Source organism: Bosea sp. 29B (assembly GCF_902506165.1).
GTDB lineage: Bacteria > Pseudomonadota > Alphaproteobacteria > Rhizobiales > Beijerinckiaceae > Allobosea.
The window spans coordinates 3,691,916-3,714,907 of record NZ_LR733817.1 but is presented as its reverse complement, the minus strand read 5'-3'; the positions used below and the strand labels follow the sequence as shown (position 1 = coordinate 3,714,907).

22 protein-coding genes are annotated in these 22,992 nt (G+C 67.4%); 8 read left to right on the top strand and 14 right to left on the bottom strand.

The window, feature by feature from the left end; genetic code table 11:
* The first annotated feature begins 50 nt into the window (after positions 1-50).
* The 3 genes from GV161_RS17975 to GV161_RS17965 are packed head-to-tail and all read left to right on the top strand — an operon-like array spanning position 51 to position 3,514.
* Positions 51-2,264 (top strand): PBP1A family penicillin-binding protein, encoded by a 2,214-nt coding sequence (locus GV161_RS17975; RefSeq protein ID WP_152017515.1) that lies wholly within the window; start codon positions 51-53, stop codon positions 2,262-2,264.
* Between the two features lie 30 nt (positions 2,265-2,294).
* Positions 2,295-2,870: a DUF1214 domain-containing protein gene (locus GV161_RS17970; RefSeq protein WP_152016978.1), complete on the top strand. Its 576-nt coding sequence runs from the start codon at positions 2,295-2,297 to the stop codon at positions 2,868-2,870.
* Positions 2,867-3,514, top strand: a complete 648-nt coding sequence (locus tag GV161_RS17965) for a hypothetical protein (protein ID WP_152016977.1) — start codon at positions 2,867-2,869, stop codon at positions 3,512-3,514. The genes GV161_RS17970 and GV161_RS17965 overlap by 4 nt, the downstream gene beginning before the upstream one ends.
* Here the strand turns inward: GV161_RS17965 and GV161_RS17960 are convergent.
* From GV161_RS17960 to GV161_RS17940, 5 genes are all read right to left on the bottom strand, one after another.
* Entirely contained in the window at positions 3,511-4,410 is a 900-nt protein-coding gene (locus GV161_RS17960) for an amino acid ABC transporter substrate-binding protein (protein ID WP_152016976.1), read from the bottom strand. The genes GV161_RS17965 and GV161_RS17960 overlap by 4 nt on opposite strands.
* A 62-nt stretch (positions 4,411-4,472) precedes the next feature.
* Positions 4,473-5,780, bottom strand: coding sequence for a dicarboxylate/amino acid:cation symporter (locus GV161_RS17955; protein WP_152016975.1), 1,308 nt, complete (start codon positions 5,778-5,780; stop codon positions 4,473-4,475).
* Between the two features lie 167 nt (positions 5,781-5,947).
* The gene (corA, locus tag GV161_RS17950) at positions 5,948-7,003 is read right to left on the bottom strand and encodes a magnesium/cobalt transporter CorA (protein ID WP_193219596.1); all 1,056 of its coding nucleotides are present in this window, start codon (positions 7,001-7,003) and stop codon (positions 5,948-5,950) included.
* Between the two features lie 132 nt (positions 7,004-7,135).
* On the bottom strand, positions 7,136-7,903 hold the full coding sequence (locus GV161_RS17945) for a hypothetical protein (RefSeq protein WP_152016974.1): 768 nt from the start codon (positions 7,901-7,903) through the stop codon (positions 7,136-7,138).
* Positions 7,900-8,100, bottom strand: coding sequence for a hypothetical protein (locus GV161_RS17940; protein ID WP_152016973.1), 201 nt, complete (start codon positions 8,098-8,100; stop codon positions 7,900-7,902). Before GV161_RS17940 ends, GV161_RS17945 begins: the two co-directional genes overlap by 4 nt.
* A gap of 178 nt (positions 8,101-8,278) precedes the next feature.
* On the opposite strand from GV161_RS17940, the gene GV161_RS17935 reads away from it, so the two are divergent.
* Positions 8,279-9,403: a DUF2336 domain-containing protein gene (locus GV161_RS17935; protein WP_152016972.1), complete on the top strand. Its 1,125-nt coding sequence runs from the start codon at positions 8,279-8,281 to the stop codon at positions 9,401-9,403.
* Positions 9,404-9,406: 3 nt separating this feature from the next.
* Here GV161_RS17935 and GV161_RS17930 read toward each other — a convergent pair whose 3' ends face one another.
* The 3 genes from GV161_RS17930 to GV161_RS17920 all read right to left on the bottom strand — a co-directional run bounded on the left by GV161_RS17930 (position 9,407) and on the right by GV161_RS17920 (position 12,245).
* The gene (locus tag GV161_RS17930) at positions 9,407-9,742 is read right to left on the bottom strand and encodes a DUF1491 family protein (protein ID WP_152016971.1); all 336 of its coding nucleotides are present in this window, start codon (positions 9,740-9,742) and stop codon (positions 9,407-9,409) included.
* A gap of 118 nt (positions 9,743-9,860) precedes the next feature.
* On the bottom strand, positions 9,861-10,403 hold the full coding sequence (locus GV161_RS17925) for a hypothetical protein (RefSeq protein ID WP_152016970.1): 543 nt from the start codon (positions 10,401-10,403) through the stop codon (positions 9,861-9,863).
* 18 nt (positions 10,404-10,421) lie between these two features.
* Positions 10,422-12,245: a PAS domain-containing sensor histidine kinase gene (locus tag GV161_RS17920; protein WP_152016969.1), complete on the bottom strand. Its 1,824-nt coding sequence runs from the start codon at positions 12,243-12,245 to the stop codon at positions 10,422-10,424.
* A 332-nt stretch (positions 12,246-12,577) separates the two neighbouring features.
* Between GV161_RS17920 and GV161_RS17915 the strand changes: the two genes are divergently transcribed.
* Together GV161_RS17915 and GV161_RS17910 are read left to right on the top strand one after the other, a co-directional pair.
* On the top strand, positions 12,578-12,859 hold the full coding sequence (locus tag GV161_RS17915; protein ID WP_143079671.1) for a hypothetical protein: 282 nt from the start codon (positions 12,578-12,580) through the stop codon (positions 12,857-12,859).
* Between the two features lie 88 nt (positions 12,860-12,947).
* Positions 12,948-13,373 carry a SufE family protein gene (locus tag GV161_RS17910; protein WP_152016968.1) on the top strand — a complete coding sequence of 142 codons (426 nt, stop codon included), beginning with the start codon at positions 12,948-12,950 and terminating at the stop codon, positions 13,371-13,373.
* On the opposite strand, the gene GV161_RS17905 is transcribed toward GV161_RS17910, so the two are convergent.
* The 3 genes from GV161_RS17905 to GV161_RS17895 form a co-directional block, all read right to left on the bottom strand.
* Positions 13,370-14,170, bottom strand: coding sequence for a DUF6456 domain-containing protein (locus tag GV161_RS17905; RefSeq protein WP_152016967.1), 801 nt, complete (start codon positions 14,168-14,170; stop codon positions 13,370-13,372). The two genes, GV161_RS17910 and GV161_RS17905, sit on opposite strands and share 4 nt — an antisense overlap.
* Positions 14,170-14,535: a helix-turn-helix domain-containing protein gene (locus tag GV161_RS17900; RefSeq protein ID WP_244624261.1), complete on the bottom strand. Its 366-nt coding sequence runs from the start codon at positions 14,533-14,535 to the stop codon at positions 14,170-14,172. The genes GV161_RS17905 and GV161_RS17900 overlap by 1 nt, the downstream gene beginning before the upstream one ends.
* A 230-nt stretch (positions 14,536-14,765) precedes the next feature.
* Positions 14,766-15,182: a MucR family transcriptional regulator gene (locus GV161_RS17895; protein WP_091831652.1), complete on the bottom strand. Its 417-nt coding sequence runs from the start codon at positions 15,180-15,182 to the stop codon at positions 14,766-14,768.
* Between the two features lie 397 nt (positions 15,183-15,579).
* Between GV161_RS17895 and GV161_RS17890 the strand changes: the two genes are divergently transcribed.
* Positions 15,580-17,721 carry a S9 family peptidase gene (locus GV161_RS17890; RefSeq protein WP_152016965.1) on the top strand — a complete coding sequence of 714 codons (2,142 nt, stop codon included), beginning with the start codon at positions 15,580-15,582 and terminating at the stop codon, positions 17,719-17,721.
* Positions 17,722-17,819: 98 nt separating this feature from the next.
* Here GV161_RS17890 and GV161_RS17885 read toward each other — a convergent pair whose 3' ends face one another.
* Positions 17,820-19,268: a hypothetical protein gene (locus tag GV161_RS17885; protein ID WP_152016964.1), complete on the bottom strand. Its 1,449-nt coding sequence runs from the start codon at positions 19,266-19,268 to the stop codon at positions 17,820-17,822.
* 283 nt (positions 19,269-19,551) lie between these two features.
* On the opposite strand from GV161_RS17885, the gene GV161_RS17880 reads away from it, so the two are divergent.
* A complete protein-coding gene (locus tag GV161_RS17880) occupies positions 19,552-20,151 on the top strand; it encodes a superoxide dismutase (protein WP_152016963.1) in 600 nt (199 codons plus the stop codon).
* A 64-nt stretch (positions 20,152-20,215) separates the two neighbouring features.
* Here GV161_RS17880 and GV161_RS17875 read toward each other — a convergent pair whose 3' ends face one another.
* Both GV161_RS17875 and GV161_RS17870 read right to left on the bottom strand, forming a co-directional pair.
* Complete coding sequence (locus GV161_RS17875; RefSeq protein ID WP_159650288.1) at positions 20,216-21,913, bottom strand: HAMP domain-containing methyl-accepting chemotaxis protein; 1,698 nt, start codon at positions 21,911-21,913, stop codon at positions 20,216-20,218.
* A 126-nt stretch (positions 21,914-22,039) separates the two neighbouring features.
* Complete coding sequence (locus GV161_RS17870; RefSeq protein ID WP_152016961.1) at positions 22,040-22,873, bottom strand: ChbG/HpnK family deacetylase; 834 nt, start codon at positions 22,871-22,873, stop codon at positions 22,040-22,042.
* Between the last annotated feature and the right edge of the window lie 119 nt (positions 22,874-22,992).

Sequence of the window (22,992 nt, the reverse complement as noted above, 5' to 3'; positions counted from 1 at the left end):
GACACCGCGGACGCGCGCCCGCGGCAGGCTCAGGATGCCCCACGACCGTGATGGAGTTCAGGAAAGCGAGCTGGACGACCCGTCTCAAGCGCCTCGCGCTGAGCGCCGACTCGTGGATCGACGCCTCGCTCTATGCGGCCGGCCACCGCGCCGGCGAGATCTACGAACGCATCCGCAGCATCACCGACCGGCTGACCGTCAGCGGCCCGAAACGGCTCGCGGCCGAATTCGCCAGCGAGGGCCTGAACGTCGGCATCGCCGGCGCGATCGTGATGCTCATGCTGGCGATCCCCGCCTTCCGCGAAGGGCGCGAGGAGGCGCTGAAGAACCAGGTCTTCGCCGTCACCTTCCTCGACCGCTACGGTTCCGAGATCGGCCATCGCGGCGCCCGCCACGATGATTCGCTGAAGCTCGAGGAATTCCCCGACCACCTGCTCAAGGCGGTGCTGGCGACCGAAGACCGGCGCTTCTACGACCATTTCGGCATCGACGTGATCGGCACCTTCCGGGCGATCACCGTCAACGCCCGCGCCTCGGGCGTGGTCCAGGGCGGCTCCTCGCTGACCCAGCAATTGGCCAAGAACCTCTTCCTCAACAATGAGCGCTCGCTCGATCGCAAGATCAAGGAAGCCTTCCTCTCGCTCTGGCTGGAATACCGGCTGACCAAGAACGAGATCCTGAAGCTCTATCTCGACCGCGCCTATATGGGCGGCGGCACGTTCGGCGTCGCGGCGGCGGCCGAATACTATTTCGGCAAGTCGGTGAAGAACGTGACGCTGGCGGAGGCGGCGATGCTCGCCGGCCTGTTCAAGGCGCCGACAAAGTTCGCACCACATGTCAACCTGCCGGCCGCGCGGGCGCGCGCCAACGATGTGCTGAACGCCATGGTCGATGCCGGCTTCATGACCGCCGGCCAGGTCGATTCCGCCCGGCGCAACCCGGCGACGCCGATCGACCGCAAGCGCGATGCCAGCCCCGACTACTATCTCGACTGGGCCTTCGACGAGATCCGCAAGCTCGCCGATGACGGCAAGCTCGGCCCGGAGCGGGTGCTGACGGTCAAGACCCCGCATGACCCGGCGATCCAGAAGCGCGCCGACGAGGCGGTCGAGTCGATCCTGCGCCAGCACGGGCCGGCCTATCGCGCCAGGCAGGCGGCGGCGGTGATCATGGACCCGGACGGGGCAGTGCGCGCCATCGTCGGCGGGCGCGACTACGGCGTGAGCCAGTTCAACCGGGCGACATCGAGCCTACGCCAGCCCGGCTCCTCCTTCAAACCATACGTCTACGCGGCGGCGATGAGCGCCGGGCTCTACAAGCCGACCACTGTTGTCACCGACCGGCCGGTCTGCATCGGCAACTGGTGCCCGAATAATTACGGGCGCTCCTATGCCGGTTCGATGCCGCTGACGGTCGCGCTGGCGAAGTCGATCAATACGATCCCGGTGCAGATGTCGATCGCGATCGGCAAAGCGACCGGCGAGACGCACGAGGCCCGCGCCGCCCGAATCGGCCGGATGAAGATCGTCGAGACCTGCCGCGCCATGGGCCTGACCACGCCGCTGACTGACACGGTTTCGCTGCCGATCGGCGCCGGCGAGGTCACCGTGATCGAACAGGCCGCCGGCTATGCCGTCTTCGCCAGTGGCGGCAAGCGCGCCAAGCCCTATGCCGCCTTCGACATCCGCAACTCGGCCGGCGAGGAGATCTACCGCCACGACCGCGACGAGCCACAGCCGGCGCAGGTGCTGAGCACGCAGGTCGCCTTCGAGATGAACCAGATGCTTTCGACCGTTCCGACGGCCGGCACCGGCCGGCGCGCCGCGCTCGACGGCGTCGTCAGTGCCGGCAAGACCGGCACGACCAATGGCTACAAGGACGCCTGGTATGTCGGCTACACCGGCAACCTCGTCGGCGCGGTGTGGTTCGGCAACGACGATTCCTCCGAGACCAACAACATGACCGGCGGTTCGCTGCCGGCGATGACCTGGAAGGAGATCATGGCCTTCGCGCATCAGGGCATCGAGCTGAAGCCGATCCCGGGCGTGACGCCGCAGCCGGGCGACGCCAAGGCGGCGGTGGCGAAGGCCACCGACCCGGCCGCCGCGGCGCGCGCCAGCGCCGGCCATATGCCGCGCAAATCCTTCGAGGTCCTCTCCTCGGTCGGCGCGATGTTCAAGGCGGTCGAGGTGCCGCGGACCGCCCGGGCTTCCGTCCAGGTCGGGGCCCGCGAGGCCGCGTCCGGCCTCACCGCCATACGCTAGCATGCTACTCATGCGGCCCCGGATCGTTCCATGCGCATCCTCCCGCTGGCCTATGTGATCGCACTCGGGGCGGGCCTCGGCCTGACCTCCGCCCGCTATGCGGTGGCGGAACGACCCTGGTTCGGCCGCGCCCAGGTCGGCGCCTGGACGAGCTGGCCGAACAGCGGCGCGCGCGACATCGATCCCTATATGCGGGCCTATCTGGCGCGCGGCGTGCACCTGCCGCTCGGCGCCGGCGAGGGGCTGGAGCTGATCGCCGGTGAAGACGACGCCGGGCAGGCGCTCGATGCGCGCTGCCGCTATCTCGTCAGCGGGGCGACACCGCCGGCGCGCGGCTGGTCGCTCGGCGTCGCCGATCCGAGGGGCCGGCCCCTGCAGCTGCCGATCGAGCGCGAAAGCTTCACCGATGCCGAGATCATCCGCGGCGAGCGCGGCGGCATGCGCATCGCGCTGGCGACGACGCCCGAGACCGGCAACTGGCTGCCCCTGCCGGCAGGAGGGCGCTTCCAGCTGCGCCTGCGCCTCTACGACACGCCGATTTCGAGCCATGCCGGCGAGCTCAGGCCCGATACCCTGCCCCGCATCACCAGGGTCGACTGCCGGTGAGCGCGATCGACGATAGCCTGAAGGTGCCGGCCGCGGCGCCCCTCCCAGCCCGCGCAGGCGCGCCGCGCCGTTTTCTGGCGCGCCTCGGCAGTGGCCTTCTGCGGTTCGCGCTGCTGACCCTGGCCGGCCTGCTGCTCGCCGGCATCGTCCACATCGTCACCGTGTTGCGCATCCCGGCCCTGGCCGCACATGACGCGGCCACGGTCTATGCCGCGCTCGGCGCCAACGGCCGCGCCGAGCTGGTTACGCCGCCACCTGCGGGTTTGCCGGCCATCCTCGATGGCGATCCCAACAGCGTCGCGGCGGTGTGCAGCTACGATCTTTCGGCCGGGCCACTGCGCGTCGTGGCGCGCACCGGCTCGCTGCCGCTCGGCCTCACCGTCCATCGCCGCGGCGGCGGCGTCGCCTATGCGATCACCGACCGGGCCGCGATCCGCGGCGTGCTCGAATTCGTGGTGATGACGCAGGAACAGCTCGACGAGCGGCTGGCCAATGACGAGGAAGGCGAGACCTCGCGGGAGCTGCGCGTGGTCTCACCGTCGCAGCAAGGGCTCGTCGTCGCCCGGGTGGTGGTCCGCCGCGCCTTCGACCGCAGCGAGGCGGAAGCGCAGGCGACCGGCGTCGCCTGCGGACTCGCAGATTAGTCCGGCTTCGCGCTCAGCGTTCCGAAGAGCGATTCGAGCTGCGCGCTCATCGGCAGGCGCAGGCGCTCGCCGCCCGGCAGCTTGTGCATGAACCAGCGGTTATAGCTGTGCTCGAGCTCGCGGCTTTCGGCGATGCTGCGGAACATCTTGTCGACCAGGACCGCCATCGCGGGATCGTCGCGGCGGAACATGATGCCGTAGGGGTCGTAGGAGAGGAAATCGCCGACGACCATCACCTTGTCCTCGGCCTTGGCGCGCGCGATCATGCCGTAGAGCAGGATGTCGTCACCGGCATAGGCGTCGGCCTTGCCGGCCATGAACTGCGCGAAGGACTGGTCATGGTCCGGCGTGGTGACGATCGTGGCGCCGGTCTTGAAGCGCGTTTGGAGATCGTTCATCGCCTTCTCATTGGTGGTGCCGGCGGTCACGACCACGGTCTTCCCGCTGAGATCGCGGAAGGAGCGGATGCCGGCATCCTTGCGGACCATGAGCTTGGTGCCGGCAACGAAGGTCACCGGCGAGAAGGCTGCGATCGCCTGCCGCTCGCGATTCTGCGTGGTCGAGCCGCATTCGAGGTCGATCTCGCCCCTGGTCAGCGCGTCGAAGCGCGAGGCCGAGGTCACCGGAACCCATTTCAGCTGCAGCTCGCGGCCGAGCTCGTCGCTCATCGCATCGACGATCAATCGGCAAAGATCGATCGAATAGCCGATCGGCTCGCGCCTGGCGTCGAGATAGGAGAAGGGGAAAGAGGCCTCACGATAGCCGATGGTCACCGCCCCGGCATCGCGCGCCTTCTTCAGCGTGCCGGTGAGCGCATTCGACTGGGTCTGCGCCGAGGCTGCGGCCCCGACGAGGCACCCGAACACGGCGATCAGGCCGACAAAGAGCCGTCGCATCGTCGCTCCTTTCGGGCGGCCGCCATGGCCGCCCTGTGATCCCGGGATGAGCGGCTGCCGGATCAGGCAGCCTGCCCGGCGAGAGCTGCCGAAGCTCCGGCGACAGCCGGATCGTCGACCGGCTCGCCGAGCTGCCCCTCCCATTTGGCGACGCTCGCCACCGCGATCGAATTGCCGACGGCGTTGGTGGCGGAGCGGCCCATGTCGAGGAACTGGTCGACGCCCATGATCAGCAGCAGCCCGGCTTCGGGAATGTTGTACTGGTTCAGGGTCGCGGCGATGACGACCAGCGAGGCGCGCGGCACGCCGGCCATGCCCTTCGAGGTCAGCATGAGCAGCAGCATCATCGAGATCTGCGTGCCCCAGGACAGTTCGATGCCATAGGCTTGGGCGATGAACAGCACGGCGAAGGTGCAGTACATCATGCTGCCGTCGAGGTTGAAGGAATAGCCCATCGGCAGCATGAAGCTGGAGATCTTGCGGCTGACGCCGAAGCGGTCGAGCGCCTCCAGCATCTTCGGATAGGCCGCCTCCGAGCTCGCCGTCGAGAAGGAGATCAGGAACGGCTCCTTGACCAGGCTGACGAGCCTGGCAACGCTCGGCCCCAGGATCAGGAAGCCGACGAGAACCATCAGCCCCCAGAGCAAGAACAGGCCAAGATAGAACGAGCCCATGAACTTGGCGAAGGTGACGAGGATGCCGAGCCCCTGGGTGGTGATGGTCGAAGCGACGGCGGCGAACACCGCGATCGGCGCGAAATACATCACCATGCCGGTGATCTTCAGCATCAGATGGGCCATCTGATCGATCATCTCGGTCAGGGCCTTGCCGGTCTCGCCCATCGAGGCGAGCGCGACGCCGGCGAAGAGCGAGAACACCACGATCTGCAGGATCTCGTTGGTGGCGAGCGCCTCGGCCACCGATTTCGGCACGAGATGGGTGATGAAATCCTTCAGCGTGAAGGAGGAGGTCTTGAGATTGGTCGCGGCGCCGACATCCGGCAGCGGCAGGCCTATATTGTGACCGGGCTGGAGGAGGTTCGCCAGGATGAGCCCGAGCGCCAGCGAGATCAGCGAGGCGACCATGAACCAGCCCAGCGCCTTGATGCCGACACGGCCGATCGAGGAGGTGTCGCCCATATGGGCGATGCCGACGATCAGGGTCGTGAGCACCAGCGGGCCGATGATCATCTTGATCAGCCGCAGGAACACGGTGGTGATGATATTGATGTTGTCGGCGATCTGCCCGGCGACCTTCGGGTCAGGGTAGTTCGTATTGCACATATAGCCGACGATGACGCCGAGGATCATGCCGATCAGCACGTACATGGTGATCGGTGGCCGTTTCTTGGTTTCCGCCGCGGCTGCCATTGTCTCGCTCCCTCATGTCCAAGGTCAGCAATGCAGTGCCCGCCGGCGCGCCTATCGGCGTAGCCGGCCGATCACAACCAGAAGGTTCAACTTGCAGTATCCGATGTCAATGACGCGCATCTCGGCGTGTCTGGCCGGACCATCGAAAGGGCGCGATATCGCCGCCATCAAAGCCAGCCATTGCGCTTGAAGCGCCAGAACAGTGTCAGGCAGGCGGTGACGATGAAGGCAAGGACGATGTAGTAGCCGTAATGCATCTCCAGTTCCGGCATGTTCTTGAAGTTCATGCCGTAGATGCCGGCGACCGCCGTCGGCACCGCAAGAATGGCCGCCCAGGAGGCGAGCCGCTTGGTGATGGAATTTTCCTGGCTCTGGCCGACGAGCAGGCTCGCCTCGAAGGCGAAAGCCAGCACCTCGCGCAGGCTGTCGATCTTCTCCTGCACGGTGCGGACATGGTCGGTCACGTCGCGGAACATCGGTGCCAGCGTCGGGCGGACCTGCAGCACGCTGCCATTGGTCAGGCGCTGGCAGACGTCGACAAGCGGACCGGCTGCATTGCGCAGGCGCAAGAGGTCGCGCCTGAGCATGTAAAGGCGCTCGATGTCGGCACGCGTCATCGGCCTGGCGAGGACCTTGTCCTCGATCTCCTCGACCTCGTCATGGATCGCCTCGAGCACCGGCATGTAATTGTCGACGATGAAATCGAGGATGGCGTAGAGGATGAAGTCCTCGCCCTTGGCCAGCGAGGTCGGGCAGGTCTCCCAATGCTGCCGGACCGATGTGTACGAGGTCGAGGCGCCGTGCCGGACACTGACGATATAGCCACGGCCGATGAAGATGTGCGTCTCGCCGAAGGCGATGCGCTTGTCGACCATCTGGGCGGTGCGGGCGACGACGAAGAGCGCGTCGCCATATTGCTCGAGCTTCGGCCGCTGATGGGCGTTGGTCGCGTCCTCGACGGCGAGCGGATGCAGGTTGAACTGCTGCTGCACGCATTTGAGCAGCGCAGCCTCCGGCTCGAATAGCCCGATCCAGACGACATGGCCGTCCTTGCGGGACCATTCTCCGGCTTCCTCGACCGGGATGTCGGCGACGCGCACGCCATGGGCGTAGACGCTCGACGCGATGACGCCGGCCTCATGGCGATGGCCATGATCGACGGGCGGATCGGAAGGCGCTTCCGCGGCGGCCGAAGCTGCGAACCTGATTTGCATCACTGACATGCGATCCCCCACCGATCGCCGGCTCATGATCGGCAGGCTAGACCCAATGCGCGGGAGATGGGAACCATTTTTCGCAGCACGGAACGACAAGGCCTTCGACCAATCGAAGGGCAGGCCTCCGGCGACCGGCCGCTAGCCCTTGTAGACGACGGGAGCGCGCGGCGGCGCTCCATCGCCCTTGCCGCCGAAGACGCCGATCAGCGGCAGGTTGCAGGCAGGGCCGAGCTCGCTCTCCATGCCCATGATGGCACGCTCGGCCCGGATCGCCTCGCGCGAAGGCATTTCGACGACCAGATTGTCGAGCGAGAAACGATAGCTCTTCAGCCTGAAGCGCGCCCGCTCGCAAACCCAGAGCATCAACCCTTCGTTCTCGGCGACGCGCTGGGCGGCCGAATCGCGCTGTTCGGGCGACACCTGTTGCGAGGCGTCGAGGACGCGCAGGCGTGCGCGGTCGGCATTGATGACGCGCAAGGCGTTGGCGCGGAACTGGCCGAGCAGCAGCCGGTCGCCATTGGCGTCCTCGCCCAGGCGATTGTAGCGCGAGGCCTGCGAGGCGAAGGAGCCCGAGGTCAAAGCGCGGTGATAGGCGGAGACATCGTTCGATTGCGCCTCGACCGGCAGGATGCGGGCGTGGGCAAGCTTCGAGACCTCCCGGTCGAAATGGCTGCGCTCATGCGCAGGCAGGACGAGTCGCCAGGCGCGGGCCCGCAACTGCTCCTCGTCATCCGTCAGGTGGAACCAGGACGAGGCCTCGCCGCGAAAGCGCGCACTCCAATCGCCGATCGCCGGCGCGATCTTGTCGGCGAGGATGTTGGGGCGGGGCCGGCCGAGGTCGCCTGTGGTCGAGCAGCCGGCGAGCAGAAGGCAGGACAGCGCCGCCGGGACGACGACAGCTCTCACCCGGGACGCCTGCGCCGTGTCTCGCGCTCACCGCGGCCGGCAGGGCGCGGGCGCCGGGGCGGCTTGCTCGTGGCCGGCTCGTGCTGGCGCTCGTAGCGCACGCCGGTGAAGAACAGGATCTGGCCGAACGGGCCCGCCGCTGCGGTCCCCTGGCTGGCTGAGCGCCTGCGCGGCGCGAAAGGAATGACGTCTGCCATGATGCGCCTCCCTTGCTGGCGCCTGCGCCCAATTCGCTGATAACGCGGAAGCTGGATAGCCGCCTGCACAAACCACGCCAGCCATCCTCAAGATCATCAAGCGCCATCATGGTTAACGCCGTGCTAACGCATCGGGGATAAGTTTCGCAAAAGTGCAGTTCGCCGACGAGAATCGCCCATGCCGTCCCGCATCGCCACAGACCTTGCCGAACTCGCCAGGCTGGCCAGCGATGGCGGGCTCGACCTGCGCCAGGTCGCGCTGCGGGTGAAGACCGATCTGCTCCTGGCGACGCCCAGCCCCTCTCCGGAGGACATGGACGCCTTCCGCGCCATGGCCGAGGCCCTGATCCCCGTGGTCGACGAGGCGACGGCGACGATCCTCGCCCGCAAGCTCGCGAGTTGGCCGCATGCACCGCGCGAGGTGCTCGCTGCCTTGCGCGACCGCGGGGACGAGGTGCTGGCCGCGCTGATCAAGCATGACATGCCGCTCAGCACGACCGAGATCGAGGAGATCGCGGACGAAGGCGATGATGAGGCCAGGACCGCCCTCGCCGGCCGGCGCGACCTGACCAGTAGCGCCAGCATCGCACTCGCCGGCTGCGACAGCGCGGAGATCGATGCGGCACTGGTCGCGAACGGGGCCGCATCGCTGCCCCATGCCGCGCTCGACCTGCTGCTGCCGCGCGCGGTGGGCACGCCGGCTCTCGGCGCTGCCTTGTTGGCACGGGCCGATCTGCCCGTGTCGGAGCTGACGCCGCTCTTCCTGCAAGCGAGCCTGGAAAAGCGCCTCGCCATGATCGACGCCGCCACGGCCCGTGAGGCGCTGGCGCCTTCACCACGCCCGGCGACGCTCCCCGGCGAGCAGCTCTCCGCTCTGATCGCGACAGCGCTCTCTGGCCGACACAACGCCTTCACCGCGCTGGCGGACGCCTTCGGCGGCGATGCGCGCTTCGCGACGGCAATGGCGAACGATGGCTCCCGTCAGCTTGCGGCCTTGGCGCTGATCGGCTGCGGAGCGGCCCCTGAGGATGCAACGCGCTTCCTGATCGGCCTCGGCGACGATGCTGCCCGCTCGGTCGAGCGCATCTTCGCGCTAGTCGAGCTGATGCGGGCGCTGCAGCCGGCGGTGGCTCGCCGGCTCGCCCAGCAGATCGGCGGGATCGCGCCACGCAGTGCCCGCTCCGGCGTCCTGCAGCCAGCCATGGACCCCAGCGGCACCCCGGCCCGTCCAGGCGCCGAGCGGGCGCCGGTTCGCGGCATCGTTCAGGAGGTCAGGCGCAGGCTCGGCGGCGGCGCTGACTGAGCGCTAGCTTTCGACGATGTCGAGGCGCGCATCGCCAGCGCGATTCTCGATCTCGACCAACCAGAGATCGCTGTCGAAGCGGACCTCGCGTTCGACACGGTCCTCGATCGCGAGCGGATCGGCATCGAGCACGAGCTGGAAGCGCCGAGCGCCGGCCTCGTCCGCCAGCGCCTGCGGCGCCGGGCCGTAGAGCACCGCGGTACCGTCCAATCGGTCGAGCTTGACGAAGATCGCGCCGGCTTCGCGTGCGCCGCGCCGGCGCAGCACCGCGACGAACCCGTCATGCGCAGCCTGGCGCAGATAGGCCGAGACCCAGAAATCACTGGTCAGGCGTGGCAAGATCGGCCCTCGCAGGACTGAGAATGTCCGCGCCTCTCCGAAGCGCGGACATTCTCAGCCTTCTTGTTCTGTCGCATTTTCTTCACGCGAACCGGCCGCCACTTCGCTCGAAAATGCTCTAGCGCCGCTGGCCCTTAATGTCTGCTGGCGGGCGGATGTCGGAGCCGTTGATCAGGTCCGCGATCGGATCGCGCGCCACCGGCTGGGCAGCGGGAGCCGGACGTGCCGGGGCTGGCGCCGCCTGGGCCTGGCGCTGCTGGGCGGGCGCAACCGGTGCCGGCGGGCGCGGCGCCGCGTCACGAGCGGCCGGCGCCAGGGTGCCGGGCCGCGCCGGCGGCATCACCGCCTGCGGGGCGGGCGCGGGCTCGGCGACGACCGGCGTCTCGACGCGGCGCTGTTCGGCCGGTCGCGCCGCAGACTGCGAAGGCGGCGACAGCATCGGGGCGGGGTGGCGGCCCTTCTGGAACAGCACCGCATTCAGGACGATCAGCACCGAGACCGCCGCGAACAGCAGCACGATGAAGCCCCGGCCCGGACGGCGGACGAACCAGCGCAGCAGCCGCGCCGGCATCGACGGCGCGGCGCGGCGGCCGGCCGGGCGGCGAACAGGCATCGACAGCGTCGCATCGGAGCGGGCACGGGCGGCAAGCGTGGCTGACATGGGTCTTGAGCTCTCGGGTCAGGCGGTCAGACGAACGGGTTGCTTGGTGTCGAGGCCACGGCGCGGGGCGCGGGCAAAGGTCGCGATACGGGCCGGCTCGCTCGCGGCGGCGACGCCGCCGATCGGCAGGCGCACGCCAACGCGGGTGCCGATGCCCGGCGCGCTCTCGATGGTGAGCGTGCCGCCATGCAGGCCGACGAGGCCGCGCACCACCGACAGGCCGAGGCCGGTGCCGTCATGAGCGCGGTCGTAGGACGATTTGGCCTGGAAGAAGGGATCACCCAGCCGCGGCAGATCGGTGGCGGCGATGCCGATGCCGGTATCGGAAACCGAGAGGTCGATCATGCCGCCATCGCGCACCAGAGCGAGCGTGACGCGCCCACCGGGCGGCGTGAACTTGATCGCGTTCGAGAGCAGGTTGAGCATCACCTGCTTGAGGGCGCGCCGGTCGCCAAGCAGCTGCGGGAGGTCCGGACCAACGACGCGTTCGAGCGCGACCGTGCCGCTGCCGGCCTTGAGCGCGACGACATTGCAGCAATCCTCGGCGAGCTCGGCCATATCGAGCGCATCCTGCTCGATCGTCATCGCGCCGCTCTCGATCTTCGAGACGTCGAGCAGCGTGTTGACCACGTCGAGCAGGTGCTGCCCGGAATCATGGATGATCCTGGCGTATTCCTGACGCTGCGCCTGGCTGAACGAAACCGCGAGATCGCCGCTCAGCATCTCCGAAAAGCCGATGATGGCATTAAGCGGGGTGCGCAGCTCATGGCTGACCGTCGCCAGGAACTGGCCCTTGACGTCGCTCGACTTGACCGCTTCGACCCGATTGCGCTCGCGCTCCTCGTCGATCGCATGCCGGTCGGTGACGTCGCGGCTGACGCAGACGACGGCGGCGGCGCCATGCGGGCCGGACTGCTCGATGCGCCGGGCGCTGAGGTCGAGCCAGCGGACGACCGGGCTCGCATTGGCGCGCCCATCCGCTCCCGCCGGGACGAAGAGGACACGAAAGCACGCGCTGGCCCGGCCACTGCCATGAGCGGCATCGCTCAGCGCCTTCAGGAAAAGCGGCCTGTCGGCGATGTGAACGCGCTCGAACAGGCCGCGGCCGAAGAGTCCCGCGGGCTCGGCTCCGGTCAGGTTGCGGGCAGCCTCGTTGGCGAAGACGACGGAACCGGCCGCGTCATGCCAGGTGACGAGATCGCCGACATGCTCGAGCATCAGCCGAGCCCGCGCATCGGAAGCCCGGTGCTCACGCAATTCGTCGTCGCGGCGATAGAGGAAGCCGACCGTAATGAGCGCCGCGTGCAGGATCGCGACGGCGGCGAAGATGGGCATCGCCTGCCAGGTCCAGGATGCCGGCTCCGCGATCACCCCGGTTCCCTGCAGGGCGACGACGACGCCGAGACCGATCACCGCGAGCGCACTGGCACGCGCCACATAGGGCCGGGAGCCGAAGAACATCGCTTCTGCGGGGACCGCGGCCAGCCAGAGCAGCAGCGGCGAGGCAGCGCCTCCCGTCAGGCAGGCGAGCGTGGTGACCAGCAAGGTCAGGGCCGCGCCGGACAGGCAATGCGCGAGATCGAGCCGGCCGGTGCGAGAGAGGAGGAACACGGCCAGCAGCGGCATCGCCATGGCGACGAGCACGAGCAGTTCGAGCGCGCCGATGCGGCCGCGCCAGGCGATATAGGCCGGCATCAGGCTCAGCGCCGCGACCGAAGCGGCGAGCCTGCTCAGCATGAAGCGCTCATGACGCATGCGCTCGAGCGAATCGGCCAGCGCCGATGGATGGACCATCGCCGCGACCTGCGCCCTCACCGCCGTCATCAAACTGGAAAACCGCAACGCGCACCTCTGCCGGCCGTCGGCACTTTCGCCTCGCCTTGTTGAGCCGATCCTCGCGGCTGCCGTTTAAGCGGGGCTTAAGGCGAGAGCGCCGGAAACCGGACCCTTTGCCGGCGATCGTAGAAATAGCCATTTCTTTTCAACGAATTGCGCGGTCCGCTGCAGGCTTCCCGATGCCAAGCTGTTGTTCGCGGCAAGGTGAATGGAAGCTGAAGACGATATCCCGCCTTTGATTCAAATCGATGCTGTCGCCAACACCTGATCTTTCGACCCAGGCGCTATGGTTCGCTCATCCGAGGGCTGGGGAGCCCGGAACCGGATGGGGACGAAAGATGGCTTATCTTCTGCGCAGCATGGCGATCGTCGGCGTGATCGCGCTGAACTCGCCCGTGTACGGCACGAAGAGCGAGCCCGATGCGCTCATGGTCGATGCGAAGGCGGCGATCGCCATCCTCGCCAAGATCGATCCCAAGGCGGCGCTGCAAGGCGCCGCCAGCATACGCGAAGCCGCGGAGGTCCTGGCCGGGCTGGAACCGGAGACCCGCGCCCGGGTGCTTGCCCTGGCCGCAAGCGCCGCAACCCGCAGCAGCGAAACGTCGCCGCGACACCGCTGAGACTTGACCTCGCCGCGCGGCAGGCCGAAGAGCTTCGCCATCCCCGCCCCAGGGCTGGCGGGTGAGCCGGAGGCCGACAGCGGAATTCATGAGCGAGAGCCTCGACGAGATCGTCGCCAATTTCGAGCTGCTCGACGAGTGGGACGATCGCTATCGCTACCTGATCGAGCTCGGGCGCACGCTCGCGCCCCTGCCTGACGAAGCGCACAACGACGCCAACAAGGTGCGCGGCTGCGCCAGCCAGGTCTGGCTCGAGACCAAGGGCGAAGGCGGCCCCGGCGAGGCGACGCGCCTCTCGTTCCGTGGTGACAGCGACGCCCATATCGTGCGGGGGCTGGTCGCGCTCGCCATCGCCATCCATTCCGGCCACACGGCGCAGGAGATCCTGGCCACCGACGCCTTCGCGATCTATGAGCGCCTCGGCCTTGCTGCCCATTTGACGCCGCAGCGCTCGAACGGCGTGCGCGCCATGATGGAGCGGATCAAGAACGACGCCCGCGCGGCGCTCACCTAATCGAGGCGCTCCGGCGCCTGGATCGTCGGGCGCGCACCCTGCGCGCGCCAGGCATGGCTCGCCGGTCGTTCCTGTTTTGCGCCGAGCCCGTAGTGCTCGACCAGCGCCGACAGCACCAGCCGGAGCACGACCTTGGCAGAGCGCGCCGGCCATTTGCGCTCGCGCTCGACCTGGTCGAGCCCCTTGAGGAAACCGCAGACATCGATCGCCAGGCCTGACAATTCGGGGCCGAGGCGCTTGCAGGCGAGGCGCACGCGCTGGCGCGCCGCCAAACTGGAATCGGAGGCATCAGCCGGCCCGCGCGTCGGGGCATGGGTGCCGGCGGCAAGGGCCGCATCCCAGTTGACCGTCACCCGCGGCAGCATCTGCGCCAGGGTCAGATCGGCACGGAAGCGCTCGCCGGCCGCAAACTCCGCTGCCGAGATCTGCGGCGCCCCATCCTTGCCGGGACGACGATGGAGCCAGAGCAGCGGGCTCTCGCGCTCGTCCAGCACGACCTGCTGCGCTTCCCCGTCCACCATCACCGTCGTGGTCGCGCGCGGCCTGCCGGGCTCGGCGCCGGCAAGGCGCAACCGCCGCTTGCCCGCTTGCGTGACCCAGCAGGCGAAGCCGGCCTCGACCAGGGCCTGCGCCTCGGCGGCCTCGACATAGCCGGCCCCGAGCGTCGTTCCGCCGGCGCCGCGGCGATAGAGCGCGATCCGGCCACAGCCGAGCGGGGAGTCGACGCCATAGGCGCCCGGCTCGCTTAGATGCCGCAGCAGGCGGGATGGCGACTGGTTGCGATCGTCAGCGCTCATCATGCAGCCTCCGAGGCGAAACCCAGCTGCAGCCCGAAGGCGAGGTGCGCCAGACCGGTCTCGAGCGCTGATACCGCGAGGTCGAAGGCCGGCTGATCACGCCGGTCCTCCACCAGGGCGCAGGCATGGCGCACGGTGGTACGGTCGCGCTCGAAGCAGGCGCCGACCTGCGTCAAGGTCAGGCCGAAGCCGACATGGGTCAGGTACATCGCGAGCTGGCGGGCGAAAGCGATCCGGCGCTGGCCGCGCCCGGTCCGCAGCGCCCCGGCGGGCAGGCCCATCGCGCCGCAGACGGCGGCTTCGACCAACCTCGCCGGCGCGCTCCACCGTATCACGTCTGGCCGCTTGGCAATCAGAATGTTCATGATATGTTCCATTGCGGGCATCGCCTCCCCGAATTCAACCGCGACGCTTAGAGGTATATATTCCTATCACCCTTCGCCACAAGCACGAAGTCGACTATCCCGACAGGCTCCTGACATTTTTGGGTCGGAGCCGGCCCGGCTCGCAGGTCACAAACTCCCAAAAGAAAAAGCCGCCGGGTAATCCGGCGGCTTCACTGCATGGGCGATGATACAGCTTGGTCCGCTGTGCCTCAGCGGCGCTTGCGGCGCTGCTGGCCCAGACCCATCTTCTTGGCAAGCTGCGAGCGCGCCTCGGCATAGTTCGGCGCGACCATCGGATAATCGGGCGGCAAGCCCCACTTCTCGCGATACTGCTCGGGCGACATGTTGTACTGCGTGCGCAGATGACGCTTGAGCGACTTGAACTTCTTTCCGTCTTCCAGGCAGATCAGATAGTCGGCCGTGATCGACTTCTTCACCGCGATGGCAGGCTTCGGCGCCTCGACCGGAACAATCGGAGCGGCACCGCCGACAACACGATTGAGGGCGGCGTGAACGTCGCTGATCAGCGACGGCAAGTCTGATGCCGGGACAGAATTGTTCGACACGTAGGCGGAAACGATATCTGCCGTGAGCTCGATGAAATCGGAACCGTCTTGGTCAGCCATGATGGCGTTGCTCCATTGTTATATTGACCGGTCATAGCGGTGACTGCGCCCAGCTCTGTTTCCAGGCGCAAGCGCCCTCCCTGATCGCCGCCGACGAACGGTCGAATTTCCGCCGGAATAGAATCATGCAAAACGGACCAGCGGCATTCGTCTAAGCCATGCAGTTCAATATCGCAAGTGGCATGACAAGGATTCGAATACATTCGTTGAGACATATTATTGCTTATTTTGTGAGCTCAGATCGTAACCATGACGCTTTGCGCTGCAGCATTTGCGCCAAAAGGTTGTCCTTGTCAGTGTCCACCCCGACCTCTACCTGTCGTCAACCGCAGAGATAGCGCGATCCCTATATGGATCGCCTCTTTGGAAATGATCAAACCGAGTCCGGAGACCAAGCATGACTAGCCAGGGCAAGGTCGCCTCGCCGCCGATTGCCGCGGTCCGCCCCCAGAGCCGCGTCATCCATGGCGTCACCTTGAACGACGATTATGCCTGGCTGCGCGCCGAGAACTGGCGCGATGTGCTACGCGACCCCGATACGCTGCCAGCCGAGATCCGCAAGCATATCGAAGTGGAGAACGCCTGGTGCGATACACTGATGGCGCCGACGAAGGCACTCCAGCGCGAATTGATCAAGGAGATGCGCGGGCGCATCAAGGAAGATGACAGTGAGCCGCCGCAGCCGGACGGACCGTTCCTCTACTACAGCCGCTATCGGCGTGGCGGCGAGCACCCGCTGATCTGCCGCAAACCACAGGCGAGCGAAGGCGGCAAGCCCGGCCGCGAACAGGTCATGCTCGACGCTGACGCGCTGGCCGAAGGCAAGGAGTTCTTCGATCTCGGCGACGCCGAGCACAGCCCCGACCATCGCCTGCTGGCCTGGAGCGCCGACGAAGCCGGTTCGGAGCTGTTCCTGATCCGGGTGCGTGACCTCGCCACCGGCAAGGAGCTGCCGGACGCGATCGCCGATACCTCCGGCGAGATGATCTGGACGGCCGATTCCAGCGCCTTCACCTATGTCGCTCTCGATGACGACCACCGCCCGACGCGTGTGCTGCGCCATCGGCTCGGCACGCCGCAGAGCGAAGACGAACTGCTCTATGAGGAGACCGATCCCGGCCTGTTCGCCGATATCGACCAGACCCAGTCGCGGCGCTTCCTGCTGATCTCCAGCAGCGACCACGAGACCTCGGAGGTGAGCCTTGTCGACCTCGCCGACAAGGCGGGCAAGCCCAGGCTGGTCGCGCCGCGACTGGCGGGACGCCAGTATAGCGTCGAGCATCACGGCGACGAGCTGCTGATCCTGACCAATGCCGACGGCGCCGAAGACTTCAAGATCGTGCGTGCGCCGCTCAGCGATCCCTCGCCGTCCAACTGGGTCGATCTCGTGCCGCACAAGCGCGGCCGGCTCATCCTCAGCCATATCTGCCTCGCTGGCCGGCTGATCCGCCTGGAGCGCGAGGAGGGGCTGCCGCGCATCGTCATCCGCGACCTGAAGAGCGAGACGGCAAGCAGCATCGCCTTCGACGAAGAGGCCTATGGGCTCGGCGTCGACGCCGGCTACGAGTTCGAAACCGACCGCTTGCGCTTCATCTACGCTTCGATGGCGCGGCCGGCCGAGACCTATGACTACGACCTCGCAACCGGCGAGCGCACTCTGGTGAAGCGCCAGGAGGTGCCGTCCGGCCATGATGCCGAGGCCTATGTCGTGCGCCGCATCTTCGCGACGGCCGAGGATGGCGCCAGGGTGCCGGTCTCGCTGCTGCATCGGCGCGACCTCAAGCTCGACGGCTCGGCGCCCTGCCTGCTCTACGGCTACGGCTCCTATGGCGCGGCGATGTCCGCCTCGTTCCGGACGCGTCCGCTCAGCCTGGTCGATCGCGGCTTCGTCTACGCCATCGCCCATATCCGCGGCGGCACCGACAAGGGCTGGGGCTGGTATCTCGACGGCAAGCGCCAGAACAAGCCCAACAGCTTCACAGACTTCATCGCCGCTGGCGAAATGCTCGCAGCCGAGGGCTTCACCAGCCGCGGCCGCATCGTCGCCGAGGGCGGCAGCGCCGGTGGCATGCTGATGGGCGCAGTCGCCAATCTCGCACCGGAGCTGTTCGCCGGCATCATCGCCGAGGTGCCGTTCGTCGACGTGCTCAACACCATCCTCGACGAGAGCCTGCCGCTGACCCCGATGGAATGGCCGGAATGGGGCGACCCGATCCGGGACCTCGCCGCCCTCCGGACGATCCTGGGCTATTCGCCCTATGACAATGTCAAGGCGCAGGCCTATCCGCCGATCCTGGCGACGGGCGGTCTTGCCGATCCGCGCGTGACCTATTGGGAGCCGGCGAAGTGGGTGGCGCGCCTGCGCGCGACCATGACCGGCGGCGGCCCGATCATGCTGCACACCAATATGGACGCCGGCCATGCCGGGGCGGCCGGACGCTTCGATTCGCTGAAGGAGACCGCCCTCGCCTATGCCTTCGCCATCACGGCGGCAGGCGGCGGCTGGGGCAAGACCGACGAGGCGGAAGGCGTCAGCTAGATCGCGATGCGTCCTATCGGACGCAAAATGGCGATCCAGCTCCTTGTCTAAGCATCAGATTGGACCGAAACGTGGATTCCACGTTTCGGTCCAATGCTCTAGGCGCCGAGCTTGTCCTTTTCGCTGGCGAGATAGGTCTTCAACTCGTCCATCGAGGCGAAGACATAGTCGCCATCCGGCGTGCGGGCATGGATCGAGCCGTCGGCGAACATGGTGAACTGCGTCTCGCCGACCTGATAGGCGCCGATCACGCCCTCGTTGGACGCCGCAGGCTCTTCGTTCGGCTTTGCTTCCTCAGGCTTGGCTTCCGCCGCTGATGGCTCGGTTTTCTCGACAGGCGACTCGTCCATCGTTGCGATGGCAGGCTCGGCGGCCAGTTCCGGCTCCGGTTCGGACTGCGAAGCCTCGTCCACCAGGGGCGTGGGCTCGCCCTTCGCCTCCTCCGGCGGCACCTTGTCGGCGGCCTCGGCCTCGACCTCGCTCAGGGCACCGGGATCGCGCGGCTGCGTCACGGGCGGCCAGGCCCGCGGCGCTATCCAGCTCTCGGCTGTATCGACGTTATCACGGTCGCGCCGCGGCGGCTCGACCTCCGGCGCATTGACGACCCCGGCGAGTTGATCGCGCAGCGCGTTGAATTCGTCGTCGACTGATGAAGACGGTTCCGACCGCGCGGAGTGATCGATGCGCGGCCACCACAGCTGCTCCTCAGAGCTCGTCGCAGGCGCGGCCTGCAGCTTGGAGGCATCGTCGCGCTCGTCCTCGTCCTGCCCGGCTTCGGGCTCATCCACCGCGGCATCAGGTTCGGCGATGTCATCGACCTTCTCGTCAGCCGGATGCGAGGCCTCGTCGATATCGGCGGTGTCCAGGTGCTTCGGCTTGTCCTGCGCGTCCTCGGCCTTCTCGTCCGCCTCCCTGCTCTCGTCTCGCTCGTTTGGGCGAACATCCGCGGGGGCGATATCGAGCACCGGCGCGACCGGCGGCAAAAGCCAGTCATCGATGTCGCCGGCCGTGGCGACGGGCGCCTGGGATGGTTCGGCGACGACAGTCGAGGGCAGCTCGGCGCGATCGGAACGGGGCCGTTCGTCGCCCTCTGCCTTGTCGTCTTCGTCCGCCGCCTCGATTGCATTCTTCTCGTCAGGCTTATCCTCAGCCTTGCCGAGGCTGGTCAGCGCACCGACCACTGCAGCAGCGCCGGCTCCGGCCGCCAGCGTGGTCGCGATGCCGACAGACCCGGCGTCGGACGCCGGTGCCTTCTCGAGCACGGGCTCCGGACGCGAGGGCGCCGTAGCCGGCACCGGACGCTCGGCGACACGCGGCTCGGACAGCGCCACCGCCGCCATGGCGCCGCTGACCAGCCCCTTGAGACGGCGGACCTCGGCGAGAACCGCCGCGAGCGCGAGCAGGATCAAGCCCGCGACCATCGACAGTCCTCCGAGGATGACCTCAGTGAAGCCACGCTCCAGGACGCGATATGGCCAGCCATCGACGATGGCATAGGCACCGCCCGCCAGCAGGGCGAACCCGAGAACCACGAAAAGCCTGACCAACGCTTGCTCCTTTGGGGCGAGACGAGCTGCGACAGCTTGCCGCCTCGGCGGTTAACCTATCGATACCATCCGGTATTGCCAACCAAACGGCCTGCGCCGGCCCTTCCAACGGAACGCAGGCCGGCCGTGCCGGAATTCTCGGGCTATGGCGGTTGCCGCTGCGAACCGGGCGGCTTAACTAACAGGCGAATGGCGGGGTGTTCCGCCGGGCGTACATTGCCCATGCGTTGCGTCATTGCAGCCATTCTCACGTCGCGATTTCGACAGCCCAAGGAGAGGCCCCATGTCCTTTACCCTGCCCGATCTTCCCTATGCGCATGACGCCCTCCAGCCCTTTATGTCGAAGGAGACGCTGGAGTACCACCACGACAAGCACCACCTCGCCTACGTCAACAACGGCAACAACGCGATCAAGGGCACCGAATTCGAGGGCAAGTCGCTCGAGGAGATCGTCAAGGGCTCCTACGGCAAGAACCCGGCCGTGTTCAACAATGCTGGCCAGCACTACAACCACCTCCACTTCTGGAAGTGGATGAAGCCCAATGGTGGCGGCAAGCTGCCGGGCGCGCTGGAGAAGGCGCTCACCGATTCCTTCGGCTCGGTCGACAAGTTCAAGGAAGACTTCGTCGCCGCCGGCGTCGGCCAGTTCGGTTCGGGCTGGGCCTGGCTCGAGGTCAAGGGCGGCAAGCTCGCCGTCAGCAAGACCCCGAACGGCGAGAGCCCGCTGGTGCATGGCGGCACGCCGATCCTTGGCGTCGACGTCTGGGAGCACTCCTACTACATCGACTACCGCAATCGCCGCCCGGACTATCTCAAGGCTTTCCTGGAGAGCCTGGTGAACTGGGACTACGTCGCCGAGCTCTATGACGGCGCCAAGGCCTGATCGTCACATTCGATCGATGAAGACGGACGGGGCCCTGCGGGGCCCCGTTTCGTTTGGCCAACGCTCAAGCTGCGACGCGCTTGAGGAACTGGTCGACTGTCGAATCGAGCCGCATCGCCTGGGCCGAGACCTCGCCGGCGGCCTGGCGGACCTGCTCGGCAGACCGGCCGGTCTCCTCGACGCTGTCGGCCAGCACGCTGAGATCACTCGACACGGAGAGGGCCGAGGTGCTCGCCATCGCGACGCCGCTGGCGATCTCGCCGGTAGCGATCGCCTGCTGCTCGATCGAGGTCGCGACCGAATTGGCGAAGCTCTCGATCGCGCCCATGCGGGTGGCGATGTTCTGGATCGCGTCGACGACCTCGGTGGTCGCGCCCTGGATCGCCCCGACCTGGCTGACGATGCGATCGGTGGCGTCGGCGGTCTGGGAGGCCAGGCTTTTCACCTCTGCGGCGACCACCGCGAAGCCGCGACCTGCCTCGCCGGCACGCGCCGCCTCGATCGTCGCGTTGAGCGCCAGGAGATTGGTCTGCGCGGCGATGTCGCGGATGAGGTTGACGACTTCGCCGATCGCCCGCGCCGTCTCGTCCAGCGCCTGGACCGAGCCGGCCGTGTCGCGGGATGCCGAGGCCGCCTCGACGATCTCGGTGCGGACCCGGCGGATCTGGAACTCGACCTCGCGGATCGCCGCGCCCATTTCCTCGGCCGCCTGGGCGGCGTTCTCGACATTGGCCGACGCACCGTGCGAATTCTGGGCGGCGCGGGCGGCGCGTTCAGACGACTCCGCCGCGACCCGCGCCAGGCCGTCCGAAGCCTCGCCCATCCGGTCGGCATTGCTCTTGAAGGCCTCGAGCGCGACGCCGACCTCGCCGCGGAACAGCGCGATGGCCTCCTCGACATGCTTCTGGTGACGATGGCGATCAGCCTCGGTCGTCAATTGCTGCTGCTGCAGGCTCGCCCGCTCGGCGAGGCGCAGCTTGAGCACGCCGAGCGCCCTGGCGATCGCGCCGATCTCGTCCTGGCGGCCAACCGCGTCGATCGGCGTGTCGAGCTTGCCATCGGAGATGCCGACGATCGCGCGGGTCATGCTCTTCAGCGGCCGCATGGTCCGCGACAGCGAGATCCAGAGCAGCGGCCCGAGCACGACGAGCAGGGCGATGCCGATCCCGATCGTCAGGAACTGCTCCCAGGCCGAGCGGGCGACGAGCCGGGTCTTGTCGAAGCGCAAGGCAACGTAGCCGATCTGCTTCTTGAAGCCGCCGACCTTCACCGAGAGCAGCTGCGTCACATAGGTCTTGTCCTCGAGCCGCAGGGTGTCCTTCTCGGCGAGCAGGTCCCAGGCTTCGCGCCCGAGCTCCCGGCCGAGCTTGTTCGGGGTCAGCGACAGCCGCGCCTCGTCACTACGACCGGCAGAGGCGAGCGCGACGAGGTCATCGGCGACGAAACCCGCGTCGAAATCGGGATCGCGCTTCAGCGATTCCAGGATGTAGGTCAAGGTGACGGTGTCGCGCGCCAGGATCAGCGGCGGAGAGGCATGGACGATCATCGCTGTCAGCGACATCATCTTCTGCTCGAGATCGCCGCGCGTCTTGGCTTCGTTGTAGCGGGCGGCAGCGATGACGACAAAGACGATCGCAACTGCGACGATGGCGACCGCAGCCCCAGCGATCTGGCTGCTGAGCGAGCGCATCACCCTCTCGACCTGGCCGAGCTGCGGCGCGGCCACATGCGATCGCGGCGCCCGCGATTGAAACCAGGCCATCACGCTCATCTTCCGCGAACTCCAGACACCGACATCCCCAGGCTGTCGGGACCGTCACTCCGCAGGGTGAACGAATGGGGTAAATTTTCGATTGCGTGCGGCGATCCTGCACGCGACCCGACAGGATCAACGCCGGCCAGAGTCGGTGAAACGACCGATCCGCAGCCCCGGTGGCGCGAACGCCATCAGCGCGGCATGCTCGAGCGGGCGCGTCGCGACGACAGGATCGAGCGCGACGAGCTCGTCGTCGACATGGCCGGGATGGCACATCACCAGATGCGCCGGCCCCGGCTGAACGAGGAAGGCCTCGAGATCGTCAGCGAAATCGCGCTCGGGATCGAAAGGCGAGAAACCAGAGAAGCCGCGATTGGTCGGGATGCCACGTCGGACTGCGGACCGGCGCAGTCCCATGGCGAGCCCCGCCACGGTCAGCGCCTTGCCGACCGCGATGCCCCGGGCCCGGATCGCCGCGATCGAATCGCTGGGGTCGCGCAGATAGACCGAGCCGGCGGGATAGCGGGCCGCCAGCGCATCGAGCACCTGATGGCGGACACCGGGCAGGACATGGACATGCTGGTGGCCGTCGACGAAATCAGGCGCCCGGCCGAGATGCTGCTCGAAGGCGTCGAGCTGGCGGGCGATCTCGGCCGCAATCTCGGCACGCGCCGCGCCGGAGCGCAGCGCCAGCGGCGCGAGCCCGCCGAGCCTCGGCAGGGTGCCCGATGGCGCGACAGTCGGCATGGCCGAGAGCGGGGCAGCGCAGGTCAGGTTGAGGTGAAGGCCGAGATCGGCTCGGCCGGAGAAGGCTGCAAGCTCGCCGGCGAGGCGCGGCCAGTGCGGCCGGTTGGTCATAGCCCCGGTGGCCGAGAGCCTGCCGGCGGCGAGCAGCTCCAGGATCGAGCGGCTGACGCCCTCGGTCATGGCGAAATCATCGGCGCAGAGCACGAAGCTGCGGGTCATGCCGGCTGTTACCCCCTATTCATCAGCGCTGGTATATGGAGCCTGCGGTTGGTTCCACAGCCCTAGCCGAGCAACGAAGGTCCTGAAAGCCTTGTCCGCGATTGCGCCCAGCTCCGCCT

Bases quoted from the DNA above. Each gene is read 5' to 3' on its own strand.
- GV161_RS17975 (WP_152017515.1), top strand. From the start codon at position 51: ATGGAGTTCAGGAAAGCGAGCTGGACGACCCGTCTCAAGCGCCTCGCG.
- GV161_RS17970 (WP_152016978.1), top strand. From the start codon at position 2,295: ATGCGCATCCTCCCGCTGGCCTATGTGATCGCACTCGGGGCGGGCCTC.
- GV161_RS17960 (WP_152016976.1), bottom strand. From the start codon at position 4,410: ATGCGACGGCTCTTTGTCGGCCTGATCGCCGTGTTCGGGTGCCTCGTC.
- GV161_RS17955 (WP_152016975.1), bottom strand. From the start codon at position 5,780: ATGGCAGCCGCGGCGGAAACCAAGAAACGGCCACCGATCACCATGTAC.
- corA (WP_193219596.1), bottom strand. From the start codon at position 7,003: ATGTCAGTGATGCAAATCAGGTTCGCAGCTTCGGCCGCCGCGGAAGCG.
- GV161_RS17940 (WP_152016973.1), bottom strand. From the start codon at position 8,100: ATGGCAGACGTCATTCCTTTCGCGCCGCGCAGGCGCTCAGCCAGCCAG.
- GV161_RS17935 (WP_152016972.1), top strand. From the start codon at position 8,279: ATGCCGTCCCGCATCGCCACAGACCTTGCCGAACTCGCCAGGCTGGCC.
- GV161_RS17925 (WP_152016970.1), bottom strand. From the start codon at position 10,403: ATGTCAGCCACGCTTGCCGCCCGTGCCCGCTCCGATGCGACGCTGTCG.
- GV161_RS17915 (WP_143079671.1), top strand. From the start codon at position 12,578: ATGGCTTATCTTCTGCGCAGCATGGCGATCGTCGGCGTGATCGCGCTG.
- GV161_RS17910 (WP_152016968.1), top strand. From the start codon at position 12,948: ATGAGCGAGAGCCTCGACGAGATCGTCGCCAATTTCGAGCTGCTCGAC.
- GV161_RS17905 (WP_152016967.1), bottom strand. From the start codon at position 14,170: ATGAGCGCTGACGATCGCAACCAGTCGCCATCCCGCCTGCTGCGGCAT.
- GV161_RS17900 (WP_244624261.1), bottom strand. From the start codon at position 14,535: ATGAACATTCTGATTGCCAAGCGGCCAGACGTGATACGGTGGAGCGCG.
- GV161_RS17895 (WP_091831652.1), bottom strand. From the start codon at position 15,182: ATGGCTGACCAAGACGGTTCCGATTTCATCGAGCTCACGGCAGATATC.
- GV161_RS17890 (WP_152016965.1), top strand. From the start codon at position 15,580: ATGACTAGCCAGGGCAAGGTCGCCTCGCCGCCGATTGCCGCGGTCCGC.
- GV161_RS17880 (WP_152016963.1), top strand. From the start codon at position 19,552: ATGTCCTTTACCCTGCCCGATCTTCCCTATGCGCATGACGCCCTCCAG.
- GV161_RS17875 (WP_159650288.1), bottom strand. From the start codon at position 21,913: ATGGCCTGGTTTCAATCGCGGGCGCCGCGATCGCATGTGGCCGCGCCG.
- GV161_RS17870 (WP_152016961.1), bottom strand. From the start codon at position 22,873: ATGACCCGCAGCTTCGTGCTCTGCGCCGATGATTTCGCCATGACCGAG.